Source organism: Modicisalibacter sp. MOD 31.J (assembly GCF_020147985.1).
Taxonomy (GTDB): Bacteria; Pseudomonadota; Gammaproteobacteria; order Pseudomonadales; family Halomonadaceae; genus Modicisalibacter; species Modicisalibacter coralii.
Window position 1 is genome coordinate 351677 of sequence record NZ_JAGXFF010000004.1, and the last position, 14742, is coordinate 366418.

Here is a 14742-nt window from a genome sequence, read left to right on the forward strand (position 1 = left end):
CATGAGAGCGTTGCGAGAGTGACGTGGAACCGGCGCGGGGAAAACGATGAGACGTACACTTTCCTGGGGCGCCTGCCTGGCGTTGCTGGTGGCCAGCCCCGTGACGCTGGCGCTGGGGCTGGCCGAGCCGGAGGTTCGCTCCAGCCTCGATGCGCCCCTTCGGGCACGCCTGCCGTTGACCGATCTCGGCGGGCTGGATCCGTCGCTGCTCAAGGCTCGTCTGGCCAGTGCCGCGGCCTTCGACGAGGCGGGCATTCCCCGCACCACCCTGGCGGAGAGCGTCAAGGTGGCCATCGAGCGCAGCCGCGGCGATCTGGCGGTGACACTCACCACCCGCCAGCCGGTCAACGAACCCTATCTCGACCTGCTGCTGACGCTGGAATGGCCGGGGGGCCGCCAGCGTCGCGAGATCACGCTGCTGCTCGATCCGCCCGGCTACGCACAGATGCCAGCCCTGGCGCCCGGCGCGGCGACGCCGGCCCGGCCCGCGAGCTCCGCCGGCAGCGTGGCGACCGGCGAGTCGTCTTCCCCGGCGGAGGGCGCCGCCGCATCGGCCGCCGCGACACCGCAGTCGCTGCGCGTCGCCCCGGGCGACACCCTCTCGGGCCTGGCCAGCCGGGTCCGGCCAGCCGGCGCGAGTCTCGAACAGACCATGCTGGCGTTGCAGCGTGCCAACCCCGATGCCTTTGCCGACGGCAACGTCAACAACCTGCGCGCCGGCGTCACGCTGGACGTGCCTTCCCGTGACGCGATTCTGGCCCGTGAGCCCGAGGTCGCCGATCGACAGATTCGGGACCAGACGCGCCAATGGCAGAGCGAGGACTCGACGTCGCCACCGGACACCGCGACATCATCGGGTACCGGCGAAGCGAACGCGGCCACGAACGAGGGCCCGGCGTCGCAACCCGACGCGGACGACGGCGAGCCGTCGCCGGGAGGCTCGCGGCTGAGCGTGCTCGACGACCGGGCGCTGGCCGCCGGGAGCGCGGCGGACGCCGGTCGTCAGCCGCTGTCGCCGGCAGCGCTGGCCGCCGCCCTGCAGGCGAGCCAGTCGACACGCCTCGCCGAACTCGAGTCACAGCTGCAGACGACCCGACAGCGCTTGAACGACGCCCGCGCCCAGCGTGACCAGTTGACCGAGCAGGTCGGCGAGCTGCGCACCGAGATCAGCGGGCTGCGCGATCAACTGGCCACGGCCCTGACCACACGCCGCGAGGCGCCCGCCAGCGATGCTGGCCGTGATGCGCCGACGGCGGCGCCGAACGAGAGAGACGCTGCCCCCGAGCGGGGCATGCTCGACTGGCTGGTCGACAACCTGGCCCTGCTGGGCGGTGCCGCGATTGCCCTGTTGCTGGGGCTCTGGGCCTGGCTGAGGCGTCGCGAGCACCGTCAAGCGTCCGACGAACCGCCTGCCAGGCCGTTCTCGTCACTCCAGGGGACGGCGGCCGGCGATCGGCGGTCGGTGGACGAGCCGGGCGTCGTGCCGGCGTCGCGGCCCGTGGCGGAGACGCAAGCCGCGTCTTCCCGGCAGGCGCCAGCGTCGGCCAGCGAGATGCCTCCCGAGGCGGAGGCGATCAGCGAGGCGGAGATCTACATGGCCTACGGGCGCTACGATCAGGCTCGCGAGCGCCTCGAGCAGAGCCTGGCCCGGGAACCCGATCGTCAGGATCTGAGGCTCGAGCTGCTGGGCGCCTGTGTGGCGCTGGGCGATCGCGCGGCCGCCGAGCGCGAGGCGGCCGAACTCGAACGCCAGGGCGACGAGGCGCAGCGCCGCGAGGCTCGCGATCTGCTGGAACGACTGGTACCGGCCGGCGCGGCAGACCCTCACGCCGCCGGGAAGGCCGATATCACCGAGCGGGCCGATGACGCCGAGCGAATCGACCTCGCTGAGGCGGATACGGGCATTGCAGTACCGAACGGGGCTGACGAGGAGGCGCTCGTCGACGATACAACGGCCGCCGCCGACACCCGCGGCATCGCTCCCCGGTCGGCCGAGAGACACGACGAGCCCGACGAAGCCCCGATGGACGACGAGGGGGAAGCGCCATCCGCAACGGCAGCCGAGCGAAGCGAAGGCGACACGGCGAGCGCCGAAAGTGTCATCGACTACGAGCCCCCCGTTCTCGAGCCGAGCGACGCGCTCTCCCACGAGCCACGGCTGGCCCAGCCGGTGGTCGATTACCCCGAGGATTTCACCGGGCTCGACAATCCCGCGCTGGGCGAGTCGGCGAGCGCCGGCGCCGCCGAATCGGGCGTCGATGCCGGGCAGGGCTGGATCGTCGAAGAGGTGGCGTTCGATCCGCTCGATCTGGATAATGAGCGCTCCACGGCCAGCGCTTCGCCTGCCGATGCCGAACGACGTCTCGCGCAGGCTCGCCAGCATCTCGACGACGGCGAGTCGCATGCCGCCCGAGCCCTGCTGGAACCCCTGCTGGAGTCGGGGGACGACGAGCAGGCCGGCGAGGCGCGGGCTTTATTAGATCGTCACGGCCTGTAGGGCGGCTCACCGGGCGCCTTGCCGGTCCCGAATCCGTAGTGAGCGATGTCCCTTTTCGAGTTTCTCGATGAAAAACGCCCGTTGACCGGCCGCCTCGCCATGGCGGTCGAGTACGACGGTACCGGCTACTGTGGCTGGCAGCGTCTGAAGCACTCGCCGTCGGTTCAGGCAGCGCTGGAAACCGCCCTGGGCAAGGTCGCCAACGCGCCGGTCAAGGTATTGTGCAGCGGGCGTACCGACTCCGGCGTCCATGCCACCCGGCAGATCGTGCATTTCGATGCGCCGGTGCCGCGTTCCAACAAGGCCTGGGTCTTCGGCGCCAACGCCAACCTGCCGCGCGACATCGCCGTGCGCTGGGTCAGGCCGGTGCCCGACGATTTCCATGCGCGCTTTCTGGCGCTGGCGCGTCGCTACCGCTACCTGATCCTCAACCAGCCCAACCGGCCGGTGCTCGAGCGGGCCAACGCCACCTGGTGTCGCGAGCCGCTGGACGTGCCGCGCATGCACGCCGCCGCCCAGGCGCTGGTCGGCGAGCACGACTTCTCGAGCTTTCGCGCCGCCGGCTGTCAGTCGAAGTCGCCGATTCGGCATGTCCACTTCATCGAGGTCAATCGCTACGGGCCGCTGGTCGCCATCGACATCCAGGCCAACGCCTTCCTGCACCACATGATTCGCAACATCGCCGGCGCACTGGTGGCGGTGGGGCGCGGCGACCAGGGCGGTGATTACCTCGCCGAACTGCTGGCCATGCGCGACCGGGCGCGCGGCGACGTCACCGCGCCGGGCTGCGGCTTGCATTTCGTCGACTCGATCTACGACGAGCGCTTTGCGCTGCCCAGCGAGCCGCTGGGCCCCAACCTGCTGGCCTTCCTCGGCGAGTGGACCGGCGAGCGGCCGCTGCCGGACACGCCGATGGTCCGCTACCGGCGGGGCGAGGCCGGCGCCCGCCACCCGGCGGCGATCGCCAACGACGGCGGCTGAGCCGATGTCGGCAAGGAGACTCCACATGCCGCGTACCCGCATCAAGATCTGTGGCCTGACCCGCGAAGCGGACGTCGACGCGGCGGTGGCCGCCGGTGCCGATGCCCTGGGCTTCGTGCTCTGGCCGGGCAGCGACCGCGCCATCGATCCCGGGCGCCTGGCGCACCTGGCCGCGCGGGTGCCGGCATTCGTCACGCGCGTGGGACTGTTCGTCGACCAGGAGCCGGCATTCATCGAGCGCTGTGCCCCTTGGCTGGATCTGATCCAGTTCCACGGCGACGAGACCCCCGAGCAGTGCCGGCACGCCCCGCGTTCCTGGATCAAGGCGCTGCGCATGCGCGACGACGTGGACCTGCCCGCCGCGGCGGCGGCCTACAAGGACGCCCGGGCGCTGCTGCTCGACGCCTACAAGCCCGGCGTGCCGGGGGGCACCGGCGAGGTCTTCGACTGGTCGCGAATCCCCGCAAGCCTGGCAAAACCTGTTATCCTCGCCGGAGGTCTCGACCCGAGCAATGTCGGCGAGGCCGTGCGTGCGGTACGCCCCTTCGCGGTCGATGTCTCGGGTGGCGTCGAACGCTCCCGGGGCGTCAAGGACCCCGCCAAGTTGCACGCGTTCATCCACCAAGTGACCCTGACTCAAACCCCTTGAGCCCAAGCGACCCTGTGAGGTGTCTTTCGTGACCAAGTTCAGCGACCTGACCCGATTGCCCGATGCACGCGGCCATTTCGGCCCCTACGGCGGTCGGTTCGTTTCGGAGACCCTGAGCTTCGCGCTGGAGGAACTGGAGAAGGCCTATCGGGACCTTCGCGACGACCCGGACTTCCAGGCGGAATTCGACCGTGACCTGGCGACCTACGTGGGCCGCCCGTCTCCGCTGTACCACGCTGAACGATGGTCCAGCCAGCTCGGCGGCGCGCAGATCTGGCTCAAGCGCGAGGACCTCAATCACACCGGCGCCCACAAGGTGAACAACACCATCGGCCAGGCGCTGCTCGCCAAGAAGAGCGGCAAGCCGCGGGTGATCGCCGAGACCGGCGCCGGCCAGCACGGCGTGGCCACCGCCACCGTCGCCGCGCGCCTGGGCCTTACCTGCGAGGTCTACATGGGCGCCGAGGACGTCGAGCGGCAGAAGCTCAACGTCTATCGCATGCGCCTGCTGGGGGCCAACGTGATTCCCGTGGAATCCGGCTCGCGGACCCTCAAGGACGCCATGAACGAGGCGCTGCGCGACTGGGTGACCAATGTCGACGACACCTTCTACATCATCGGTACCGTGGCCGGGCCGCACCCCTATCCGATGCTGGTGCGCGACTTCAACGCCGTGGTCGGTCGCGAGGCCCGCGAACAGTCGCTGGCCCAGATCGGCCGGTTGCCCGACGCCCTGATCGCCTGCGTGGGCGGCGGCTCCAACGCCATGGGCCTGTTCTATCCGTTCGTCGAGGACGAGGACGTCGCCATGTACGGCGTCGAGGCCGGCGGTGACGGCGTCGAGACCGGTCGCCACGCCGCGCCGCTGACCGCCAACGCGCCGCGTGGCGTGCTCCACGGCAACCGCACCTACCTGATGTCCGACGAGGCCGGCCAGATCACCGACACCCACTCGATCTCGGCGGGACTCGACTACCCCGGCGTGGGCCCCGAGCATGCGCTGTGGAAGGACGTCGGGCGCGTGCAGTACGTGGCCGCCAACGACGACAAGGTGCTCGAGGCGTTTCGCGAGCTGACCCGTCTCGAAGGCATCATGCCGGCGCTCGAGTCGGCCCATGCCCTGGCATATGCCAAGGTGCTGGCGCCCACCCTGCGCCCCGACCAGCACATCGTCGTCAATCTGTCCGGGCGCGGTGACAAGGACATTCTGACGGTGGCCAAGATCGATGGCGTCGACATCTGAGAGGGCAACAATGAATCGTATCGACCAGCGTTTCGCTGCCCTCAAGGAGCAGGGCCGCACCGCACTGATTCCCTACATCACCGCCGGTGATCCGGCACCCGCGCATACCGTGGGCTTCATGCACGCCCTGGTCGAGGCCGGGGCCGACATCATCGAGCTCGGCGTGCCGTTCTCGGACCCGATGGCCGACGGGCCGGTGATCCAGAAGGCCTGCGAGCGTGCGCTCGCGCACGGCACGCGGCTCGCCGACGTGTTCGCCATGGTCCGCGAGTTCCGCCGCGACGACGCCGAGACGCCGGTGGTGCTGATGGGCTATCTCAATCCCATCGAGCGCTTCGGCTACCAGCGCTTCGCCGACGAGGCCGCCGAGGCCGGGGTCGACGGCGTACTGGCGGTCGACATGCCGCCGGAGGAGGCCGACGAGATCGCGCCGCTGTTCAAGGCCCGCGGCCTGCAGGCGATCTTCCTGGTCGCCCCTACCACCTCGCGCTCGCGTGCCGCTACAATATGCGACCACGGTGAAGGGTACCTGTACTACGTCTCCCTCAAGGGCGTCACCGGGGCCGCTACGCTCGACGTCGATGCCGTCGACCGGCAGCTCGGCGGCTTGCGCGAGCTGACCCGGCTGCCGCTGTGCGTCGGCTTCGGGATCCGCGACGGGGCCACGGCCGCGGCGGTGGGGCGGGTTGCCGACGGCGTGATCGTCGGCAGTGCGCTGGTGTCGCGGATCGCCGAAGGCGCCGAGGCGCCCGAGGCGATTCCCGATGCGCTCAAGCGCGTGCTGGGCGAGATGCGTCAGGCGCTGGACGCCTGAGCCCCACACCCTTCGTAACCAACGCGTCGGCCCGGCCGAGTCTCGTCCGGGTCGCGACAGCAGCAGAACGGATACCTTCTGACCATGAGCTGGCTAGACAAGATCGTGCCGTCGATGGGGCGCATCCAGCGCAATGACCGCCGTACCAGCGTGCCGGACGGCCTGTGGCGCAAGTGCCCCAAATGCGACGCGGTGCTCTACCTCCCCGAACTCGAGAAGCACCACAACGTCTGTCCCAAGTGCGACCATCATCTCCGCCTGACGGCCCGCAAGCGCCTCGACTGGTTCCTCGACGACGAGGGCCGCGAGGAGATCGCCCAGGACCTGCAACCGGTCGACCGCCTCAAGTTCCGCGACTCCAAGAAGTACAAGGACCGCCTGGCGGCGGCCCAGAAGGAGACCGGCGAGAACGACGCCCTGGTGGTGATGCGCGGCCGGCTCGACGGCCTGCCGGTGGTCGCCGTGGCCTTCGAGTTCACCTTCATGGGCGGCTCGATGGGGGCGGTGGTCGGCGAGAAGTTCGTGCGTGCCGCCAGCCTGGCGCTGGAAGAGGGCGTGCCGCTGATCTGCTTCGCCGCCTCGGGGGGGGCACGCATGCAGGAGGCGCTGTTCTCGCTGATGCAGATGGCCAAGACCTCGGCCGCGCTCGAGAAGCTCAAGCAGGCCGGTGTTCCCTACATTTCGGTGCTCACCGACCCGGTGTTCGGCGGTGTCTCGGCGTCGCTGGCGATGCTCGGCGATCTCAACGTCGCCGAGCCCAACGCGCTGATCGGTTTCGCCGGGCCGCGGGTCATCGAGCAGACCGTGCGCGAGCAGCTGCCAGAAGGCTTCCAGCGCAGCGAGTTCCTGCTCGAGCATGGCACCGTCGACATGATCGTGCACCGTCACGAGATGCGCGAGCGACTCGGCGGCGTGCTGCGCAAGCTGAGCCACTGGCCGCTCGAGGGGCTGCCCGACGCGGCCGAACCGGTCGTCGAGACGGACGACGACGAGCAAGTCGGTGAGGCGCAGGCCGAACAGGAGACCTTCGCCGATGACGAGTCCCGGGGCGATACCCGCTGAATGAGCGAACCGGTGTCACTCAATGACTGGCTGGCGCGTCTCGAGCGCCAGCACCCGGTCAGCATCGATCTGGGCCTCGAACGGGTCGCCGTGGTGGCCGAGCGGCTGGGGCTATGCGAGCGGGCGATCGCCGGTCGGGTGATCACCGTCGCCGGGACCAACGGCAAGGGCTCCACGGTGGCGATGCTCGAGGCGCTGGCACGGGCCCACGGTCATTCCACCGCCACCTACACCTCGCCGCACCTGCTGCACTACAACGAGCGTCTGCGCCTGGACGGCCGCGAAGCCGACGACGCCCTGCTGGTCGCCGGCTTCGCGCGGGTCGAGGCGGCGCGACTGGCGCCCGAACCGATCAGCCTGACCTACTTCGAGGCCGGAACCCTGGCGGCACTGTGGGCGATCGCCGAGTGTCGTCCCGACCTGGCGATCCTCGAGGTCGGGCTGGGCGGGCGGCTCGACGCCACCAACGTCGTCGATGCCGACATCGCCGTGGTCACCACCGTGGCGCTCGACCACGCCGATTTCCTGGGCAGCGACCTGGCCACGATCGGCCGCGAGAAAGCCGGCATCCTGCGCGCCGGCCGTCCGGCGGTACTGGGCCGGGACATCACCGACAGCGTCTTCGACACCGCCCGCGAACTCGGCGCCCGGGTCCACGCCCTGGGCGCGGATTTCCGGCGTCGCGACACCGCATCCGGCTGGTCCTGGCAGGGCCGTGACGCCCACGGCCGGGTGCTGACGCTCGACGGCCTGACCGACCCGCATCTGCCGCTGGACAACGCGGCCATGGCCCTCCAGGCCCTGGCCCTGGCCGAGGTGACGCTCGACGCCGCGCGCTGTCGTCGCGCGTTGGCCGACGTGACGCTCCCCGGGCGCATGCAGTGGCTGGACAACTGGTGTCTCGACGTCGCCCACAATCCGCATGCCGCCGGCTATCTGGCCGAACGGCTCGCCGACTCGCCCCGCCCGGCACGACGCCTCGCGCTGCTGGGCATGCTTGGCGACAAGGATGCCGCGGGCGTGATCGACGCGCTATCCTCGCAGGTGGACGGCTGGGTCCCGGTGGGGCTGGACGGGCCGCGCGGGCGCAGCGCCGAGGCGCTGGCTTCGCTGCTCGTCGAGCACCAGCAGGACGTGCTGCACCGGGCCGAGTCTCCCGCAGCCGGTGCCGAGTGGCTCGCCGCCCGGACCGCGGCCGACGATCAGGTGCTGGTCTGCGGTTCCTTCTTCACCGTGGCCGAGGTACTCGGCTGGCATGCCGCGCGGGAAGGGAAGGGTTCCCGCCACGGGCCCCAGGCCCATCGCTAGGAGGCAAACATGAAGTACGGAATGCGCGAACGTATCAGTGGCGCCGTGATCCTGCTGGCGCTGGGTGTCATCTTCGTGCCCATGCTCTTCGACGAGCCGCCGGCGCGGGAAGAGCGCCCGCAACCCTCGCTGACCATCGACCAGCCGATCGATGTCGAGCAGGCGCCGGTCGAGGCCCCCGAGCCGCCGTCGAGTCTCGGTCAGATCCAGTCGCCGCAGGCCTCGTCCGGAACGTCCCGGGAGCCGGCGGCGTCGGGTGACGAGGCCGCATCGCAGTCGGCCCCGTCGCAGGCCGTCAGTCAGCCCAAGTCGGATCCGATCGCCGAGATCGCCCGTAACGCCGAGCAGCAGGGCGAGCGCGGCGAGTCGTCCCCCGAGGCATCGCAGGCGGCGTCCGAACCCGACGCGCAGACGCCGTCCTCGCCCACCCCGGCGACCACGGAGAACGGCGACTGGGCGGTCCAGGTGGGCAGCTTCGGCGAGCCGGGCAATGCCGAGCGGCTCGAGAAGAAGCTCAACGCCCAGGGCTTCCACGCCTATAGCCGGCCCCGCGACAACAACCTGACCTCGGTCTACATCGGGCCCTTCGCCAGTTCCGAGGCGGGCGAGAAGGCCCGTGCCGCGCTCAAGGAGAAGGTCAACATCCAGGGGCTGTTGATCCGCGTCCAGGAGGGGGGATGACCTTCACCTGGCTGGACTGGCTGTTCCTGGCCGTTCTCGCGGCCTCGATGATGGCCGGTTTCCTGCGCGGGCTGGTCCGCGAGGCGCTGGGCCTGGGGGCGTGGATCCTCGCCCTGCTGGCCTCGCGATTTCTGGCGCCGCCGGTCGCCGACTGGCTGGCCGGGTTGATCGACAGCCCCGACGTCCGGCTGATCGTGGCCTTCGTGCTGGTGATCTTCGCGGTGATCATGCTCTGCGGCATGGTGATTCGCGGTGTCCAGGCGGCCATCGAGTGGGTCGGCATGGGCTTCTTCAATCGCGTCGCCGGGGCCGCTTTCGGCGTGCTGCGCGGCGGGGCGATCCTGGTGCTGGCCACGGTGCTGATCAGTCTGACACCGCTGGTCCAGCTGCAGGCCTGGCAGGAGGCGCGGCTGCGCCCGACCTTCGAGGACCTGCGCGACTGGGCCGTGGCCCGGTTCACCGACTGGCAGCAGCGCAACCCGCAGAAGGTCGACGAATGGCGGGCCCTGTCGCTGCCGGTGCGGCTGCCCGGCGAGCGGCAGCCCACGCAGTAATCTTCACCGACGCGATGTCCGAGACGGGCATCCCGAGTCCATTGCAAGCGAGGAAAGGCGGAATGTGCGGTATCGTGGGCCTCATGGCCACTCAGCCGGTCAATCAGGCGCTCTATGATGCGTTGACGGTGCTCCAGCACCGGGGGCAGGACGCCGCCGGAATGATGACCTGGCACGAAGGACGTTTCCTGCTGCGCAAGAGCAATGGACTGGTGCGCGACGTCTTCCACACGCGTCACATGACCCGGCTCAAGGGCAACCTGGGCATCGGTCACGTGCGTTATCCGACGGCGGGCTCCTCGAGCGAGGCGGAGTCGCAGCCGTTCTACGTCAACTCGCCGTACGGCCTGGCCCTGGCGCACAACGGCAACCTGACCAACTCCGACCAGCTCAAGCAGGAGCTCTACACCACCGACCTGCGCCACATCAACACCAGTTCGGACTCCGAGGTGCTGCTCAACGTCTTCGCCCACGAGCTGGGCAAGCAGGGCCATCACCTCAACCCCGAGGACATCTTCGACGCCGTGCGTCGGGTGCATCGTCGCTGCCGGGGCGGTTATGCCGCGGTGGCGATGATCAACGGCTTCGGCATGGTCGCCTTCCGCGATCCGCAGGGCATCCGCCCGGTGGTGTTCGGCACCCGCGAGACCAGCGAGGGGCAGGACGTGATGATTGCCTCGGAATCGGTGGCGCTGGACGTCGGCGGCTTCGAGCTGACTCGGGATCTGGCGCCGGGCGAGGCGATCTTCGTCGACATGCAGGGGCGTATCCGTACCCTGCAGTGCGCCGATAATCCGGTACTCGCGCCGTGCATCTTCGAGCACGTCTACCTGGCGCGCCCCGACTCGATCCTCGATGGCGCCTACGTCTACGGCACGCGCATGCAGATGGGCCGTCGCCTGGGCGATCGCATCCTCCAGGAGTGGCCGGAGCACGACATCGACGTGGTGATCCCGATCCCCGACACCTCGCGGACCTCCGCGCTGGAGCTCGCCCAGCACCTGGGGGTGACCTTCCGCGAAGGCTTCATGAAGAACCGCTACATCGGGCGGACCTTCATCATGCCGGGACAGACCCAGCGCAAGAAGTCGGTGCGCCAGAAGCTCAACGCCATCGACATCGAGTTCGCCGGCAAGAACGTGCTGCTGGTCGACGACTCTATCGTGCGCGGCACCACCTGCAAGCAGATCATCCAGATGGCCCGCGAGGCCGGTGCCAACAAGGTCTACTTCGCTTCCGCGGCGCCTCCGGTCCGCTATCCCAACGTCTACGGCATCGACATGCCGGCGGCCAGCGAGCTGATCGCCCACGGCCGCAGCGAAGCCGAGGTCGGCGAACTGATCGGCGCCGATCGGATCGTCTATCAGGACCTCGAGGATCTCAAGGCGGCGTGTCGCGAGGTCAACCCGACGCTCGAGCAGTTCGACTGCTCGGTGTTCGACGGTAAGTACATCACCGGCGACATCGACGAGGCCTACCTGGCGGCGCTGGAGGCCTCGCGCAACGATGCCGCCAAGACCCAGGGCGACAACGTCCATGCGGTGGTCGACCTGCACAACGACGTCGAGGACGACGGCTAGGGAGCGCTTCCATGCAACACGACGATTTCGACACCGACGCCCTGTCGCTGGAGACGCTGGCGGTTCGCGCCGGCCACGTGCGTACCGCCGAGCAGGAACACGGCGAGCCGATCTTCACCACCTCGAGCTTCGTCTACCGCAGCGCCGCCGAGGCGGCGCGCAAGTTCGGCGGCGAGGAGCCGGGCAACATCTACTCGCGCTTCACCAACCCCACGGTGCGCATCTTCGAGCAGCGTCTGGCGGCGCTCGAGGGCGGCGAGCGTTGCGTGGCCACCAGTTCCGGGATGGCGGCGATTCTGTCCACGGCACTGGCCCTGCTCGAGGCCGGCGACGAGATCGTCGCCTCGCGCTCGCTGTTCGGCTCCACGGTGAGCCTGTTCAGCAAGTATCTGGGCAAGTTCGGGATCACCACCCGCTATGTGGAAGTCGATGATCTCGACGCGTGGGAGGCGGCGATCACCCCGCGCACCAAGCTGCTGTTCGCCGAGACGCCGTCCAACCCGCTCTCCGAGCTGGTGGACATCGCCGCGCTGGCCGAGATCGCGCATCATCACGGCGCCTGGCTGGCGATCGACAACTGCTTTCTGACGCCGGCTCTGCAGCGCCCGCTGGAGCTGGGGGCCGATCTGGTCATCCATTCCGCCACCAAGTACCTGGACGGCCAGGGGCGGGCGATCGGCGGTGCCGTGGTGGGCCGCGACAAGGAGCTCGAGGAGCTGTTCGGCGTGGTGCGCACCTGCGGGCCCTGCATGAGTCCGTTCAATGCCTGGATCTTCCTCAAGGGGCTGGAGACGCTGGGCGTGCGCATGCGCGCCCACTGCGAGAACGCCCTGGCGCTGGCGCGCTGGCTCGAGGCCCATCCGGCGGTCGAGCGGGTTCACTACAGCGGGCTCGAGAGTCATCCGCAGCACGCCCTGGCCACACAGCAGCAATCGGGCTTCGGGGCCGTGCTGGGTGTCGAGGTGACCGGCGGCCGCGAGGGTGCCTGGGCGGTGATCGATGCCACCCAGTTGATGTCGATCACCGGCAACCTGGGCGACGTCAAGACCACCATCACCCATCCCGCCACCACCACCCACGGGCGGCTCTCGGCGGAGCAGAAGACCGCCGCCGGCATCAGCGAAGGCCTGATCCGCATCGCCGTGGGCCTGGAGGGGCTCGACGACCTCAAGGCCGATCTGGCCCGCGGGCTCGACACCCTGGTCTGACGCGGCCGGCCGCCACGCCTAGCGGTTGTCGTGCCCGGACCCGCGAGGCCCCGCCTGACGGGGCCTCGTGATGGCGGCTTGAAGCCAGGGCGCGTCATCACCATATCCAGGGTCAGTCACCCATCTCCCGCCAAGGAGGGAATGCGATGAAGATCCTGATGGTCCTCACCTCTCACGACAGTCTCGGTGACACCGGCCAGAAGACCGGTTTCTGGCTCGAGGAATTCGCCGCGCCGTATTACGTCTTCAAGGATGCCGGCGCCGAGATCACCCTGGCGTCGCCGGCCGGCGGCCAGCCGCCCGTGGATCCCAACTCCACCCAGGAAGACGCCCTGACCGAGGCCACCCGGCGCTTCGAGCAGGATGACGCGGCCCGCGAGCAACTCGCCAATACCCGGGTGCTGGCCACGGTCAATCCCGAGGACTTCGACGCCGTGTTCTTCCCCGGCGGTCACGGCCCGCTGTGGGACCTCACCGGCAATGCCGACGCCGGCAAGCTGATCCAGGCGTTCCTGGCCGCCGAGAAGCCGGTCGCCGCGGTCTGCCATGCCCCGACCGTGCTGCTCGAGGTGCGTGACGAGGCCGGCAAGCCGGTCGTCGAGGGTCGTCGCGTCACCGGCTTCACCAACAGCGAGGAAGCGGCGGTGGGGCTGACCGAGGTGGTGCCGCATCTGCTCGAGGACGAGCTGGTCAAGCGCGGAGCCCGGTTCGAGCGCAGCGAGGGCGACTTCACCGCCTTCACCTTGCGCGATGGACTGTTGATCACCGGGCAGAATCCCGCCTCCAGCGCACCCACTGCGGATCTCCTGCTCCACGTGCTGCGGCAGTGACCGCCCGCTTTTCCGTCTCACGCGAAGATGATCCGGGCTTTCGGGCCCGGATTGTTTCGTCTGGGTAAAGGCTGCCTTTCCACTCGGGTGGCTGTCCGACATCGCTGGCGCCGCTATGCTGGATCCCTCGACCACCTCGGAGACGACCCATGTGGCGCAATACGCTTCACGGCTGGGGACTGCTCAGCATCGTCATCCATGGCCTCAGCGCGTTGGCCGTGATCGGCCTGTTCGCGCTCGGCTGGTGGATGACCGGCCTGGGCTACTACGACGGCTGGTACCACCTGGCGCCATGGTGGCACCGCTCGCTCGGCCTGTTGCTGCTGGGTGTCACGCTGCTGCGGGTGCTCTGGCGGCTGGTACAGCCCACGCCGAGGGCTCCCGGCTCGCGTCTCGAGGCGCGCCTCGCCCATGCCGGTCATCTGCTGCTCTACGCCCTGCTGTTCGTGGTGCTGGTCAGCGGCTATCTGATTTCCACCGCCGAAGGGCAGGGCATTCCCGTCTTCGAGTGGTTCACGGTGCCTGCTCTGGTATCGGGGTTGCCGAACCAGGCGAGTATCGCCGGCGACGTTCACTGGTACGTGGCCTGGGCGCTGATGATCCTGGTGCTGGGCCACACCCTGGCGGCGTTCAAGCATCACTGGATCGATGGCCACGATACGCTGCGTCGCATGTTCGATCCGCGTTTGTCACAACGCTCACCCGAGTGACGGCACCTCGCGTGCCGCTGTCCAAGGAGTTCATCTCATGTTGAAAAAGACCGCCATCGCCCTGCTGGGTGCCTCGAGCCTGTTGCCACTGGCGACACAGGCCGCCGAGTACAAGATCGACAGCGAAGGGCAGCATGCCTTCATTCAGTTCAAGATCAGCCATCTGGGCTATTCCTACGTGCTCGGTAACTTCGATGACTTCACTGGTTCGTTCGACTACGACCCGGATCAGCCCGAGCAGTCCAGTGTCGATGTCACCGTCGACGTCGCGAGCCTCGATTCGGCCCACGCCGAACGTGACAAGCACCTGCTCAGCAGTGATTTCCTGAATGCGTCCAAGTATCCGCAGGCGACCTTCGAGTCGACCGGTTTCGAATCGACCGGCGACGGCGAGGGCAAGCTCGAGGGCAACCTGACGCTGCACGGCGAGACGCAGCCGATCGTCATCGATGTCGATCACATCGGGGGTGGCGAGGACCCGTGGGGGGGCTATCGTCAGGGCTTCGAAGGCACCACGACCCTGACGTTGTCCGATTTCGGCATCGATACCAGCAAGCTCGGGCCGACGGCCAAGACCGTCGATCTCTATCTGGTCGTCGAGGGCGTACGCCAGTAATCCCGCCGG

14 protein-coding genes are annotated in these 14742 nt (G+C 68.9%); all 14 read left to right on the top strand.

The window, feature by feature from the left end; translation table 11 throughout:
* Positions 1-46: 46 nt before the first annotated feature.
* Positions 47-2497, top strand: a complete 2451-nt coding sequence (locus KGR00_RS15545; RefSeq protein ID WP_224419577.1) for a FimV/HubP family polar landmark protein — start codon at positions 47-49, stop codon at positions 2495-2497.
* Positions 2498-2542: 45 nt separating this feature from the next.
* The gene (gene truA, locus KGR00_RS15550) at positions 2543-3478 is read left to right on the top strand and encodes a tRNA pseudouridine(38-40) synthase TruA (protein ID WP_224419578.1); all 936 of its coding nucleotides are present in this window, start codon (positions 2543-2545) and stop codon (positions 3476-3478) included.
* A 4-nt stretch (positions 3479-3482) separates the two neighbouring features.
* The gene (locus KGR00_RS15555; protein WP_224419579.1) at positions 3483-4127 is read left to right on the top strand and encodes a phosphoribosylanthranilate isomerase; all 645 of its coding nucleotides are present in this window, start codon (positions 3483-3485) and stop codon (positions 4125-4127) included.
* A gap of 28 nt (positions 4128-4155) precedes the next feature.
* Positions 4156-5370: a tryptophan synthase subunit beta gene (gene trpB, locus KGR00_RS15560; protein ID WP_129142082.1), complete on the top strand. Its 1215-nt coding sequence runs from the start codon at positions 4156-4158 to the stop codon at positions 5368-5370.
* A gap of 10 nt (positions 5371-5380) precedes the next feature.
* Complete coding sequence (gene trpA / locus KGR00_RS15565) at positions 5381-6184, top strand: tryptophan synthase subunit alpha (protein WP_129142081.1); 804 nt, start codon at positions 5381-5383, stop codon at positions 6182-6184.
* Positions 6185-6268: 84 nt separating this feature from the next.
* Positions 6269-7246: an acetyl-CoA carboxylase, carboxyltransferase subunit beta gene (gene accD, locus KGR00_RS15570; RefSeq protein WP_224419580.1), complete on the top strand. Its 978-nt coding sequence runs from the start codon at positions 6269-6271 to the stop codon at positions 7244-7246.
* Entirely contained in the window at positions 7247-8554 is a 1308-nt protein-coding gene (gene folC, locus KGR00_RS15575) for a bifunctional tetrahydrofolate synthase/dihydrofolate synthase (protein WP_224419581.1), read from the top strand.
* 9 nt (positions 8555-8563) lie between these two features.
* Complete coding sequence (locus KGR00_RS15580) at positions 8564-9235, top strand: SPOR domain-containing protein (RefSeq protein ID WP_224419582.1); 672 nt, start codon at positions 8564-8566, stop codon at positions 9233-9235.
* The gene (locus KGR00_RS15585; protein WP_224419583.1) at positions 9232-9789 is read left to right on the top strand and encodes a CvpA family protein; all 558 of its coding nucleotides are present in this window, start codon (positions 9232-9234) and stop codon (positions 9787-9789) included. Before KGR00_RS15580 ends, KGR00_RS15585 begins: the two co-directional genes overlap by 4 nt.
* Before the next feature lie 62 nt (positions 9790-9851).
* Complete coding sequence (gene purF / locus KGR00_RS15590) at positions 9852-11369, top strand: amidophosphoribosyltransferase (protein WP_129142076.1); 1518 nt, start codon at positions 9852-9854, stop codon at positions 11367-11369.
* 11 nt (positions 11370-11380) lie between these two features.
* The gene (locus tag KGR00_RS15595) at positions 11381-12577 is read left to right on the top strand and encodes an O-succinylhomoserine sulfhydrylase (RefSeq protein ID WP_224419584.1); all 1197 of its coding nucleotides are present in this window, start codon (positions 11381-11383) and stop codon (positions 12575-12577) included.
* Between the two features lie 146 nt (positions 12578-12723).
* On the top strand, positions 12724-13407 hold the full coding sequence (locus KGR00_RS15600) for a type 1 glutamine amidotransferase domain-containing protein (RefSeq protein ID WP_129142074.1): 684 nt from the start codon (positions 12724-12726) through the stop codon (positions 13405-13407).
* A 149-nt stretch (positions 13408-13556) separates the two neighbouring features.
* Complete coding sequence (locus KGR00_RS15605) at positions 13557-14117, top strand: cytochrome b (RefSeq protein WP_224419585.1); 561 nt, start codon at positions 13557-13559, stop codon at positions 14115-14117.
* A 37-nt stretch (positions 14118-14154) separates the two neighbouring features.
* Positions 14155-14733, top strand: a complete 579-nt coding sequence (locus KGR00_RS15610) for a YceI family protein (protein ID WP_129142072.1) — start codon at positions 14155-14157, stop codon at positions 14731-14733.
* Positions 14734-14742: the final 9 nt, after the last annotated feature.

What these genes read in the sequence shown, in the direction of transcription:
- KGR00_RS15610 (WP_129142072.1), top strand. Translation starts at nt 14,155, where the DNA reads ATGTTGAAAAAGACCGCCATCGCCCTGCTGGGTGCCTCGAGCCTGTTG.
- trpA (WP_129142081.1), top strand. Translation starts at nt 5,381, where the DNA reads ATGAATCGTATCGACCAGCGTTTCGCTGCCCTCAAGGAGCAGGGCCGC.
- KGR00_RS15605 (WP_224419585.1), top strand. Translation starts at nt 13,557, where the DNA reads ATGTGGCGCAATACGCTTCACGGCTGGGGACTGCTCAGCATCGTCATC.
- purF (WP_129142076.1), top strand. Translation starts at nt 9,852, where the DNA reads ATGTGCGGTATCGTGGGCCTCATGGCCACTCAGCCGGTCAATCAGGCG.
- KGR00_RS15580 (WP_224419582.1), top strand. Translation starts at nt 8,564, where the DNA reads ATGAAGTACGGAATGCGCGAACGTATCAGTGGCGCCGTGATCCTGCTG.
- KGR00_RS15585 (WP_224419583.1), top strand. Translation starts at nt 9,232, where the DNA reads ATGACCTTCACCTGGCTGGACTGGCTGTTCCTGGCCGTTCTCGCGGCC.
- KGR00_RS15595 (WP_224419584.1), top strand. Translation starts at nt 11,381, where the DNA reads ATGCAACACGACGATTTCGACACCGACGCCCTGTCGCTGGAGACGCTG.
- KGR00_RS15600 (WP_129142074.1), top strand. Translation starts at nt 12,724, where the DNA reads ATGAAGATCCTGATGGTCCTCACCTCTCACGACAGTCTCGGTGACACC.
- truA (WP_224419578.1), top strand. Translation starts at nt 2,543, where the DNA reads ATGTCCCTTTTCGAGTTTCTCGATGAAAAACGCCCGTTGACCGGCCGC.
- accD (WP_224419580.1), top strand. Translation starts at nt 6,269, where the DNA reads ATGAGCTGGCTAGACAAGATCGTGCCGTCGATGGGGCGCATCCAGCGC.
- folC (WP_224419581.1), top strand. Translation starts at nt 7,247, where the DNA reads ATGAGCGAACCGGTGTCACTCAATGACTGGCTGGCGCGTCTCGAGCGC.
- KGR00_RS15545 (WP_224419577.1), top strand. Translation starts at nt 47, where the DNA reads ATGAGACGTACACTTTCCTGGGGCGCCTGCCTGGCGTTGCTGGTGGCC.
- KGR00_RS15555 (WP_224419579.1), top strand. Translation starts at nt 3,483, where the DNA reads ATGTCGGCAAGGAGACTCCACATGCCGCGTACCCGCATCAAGATCTGT.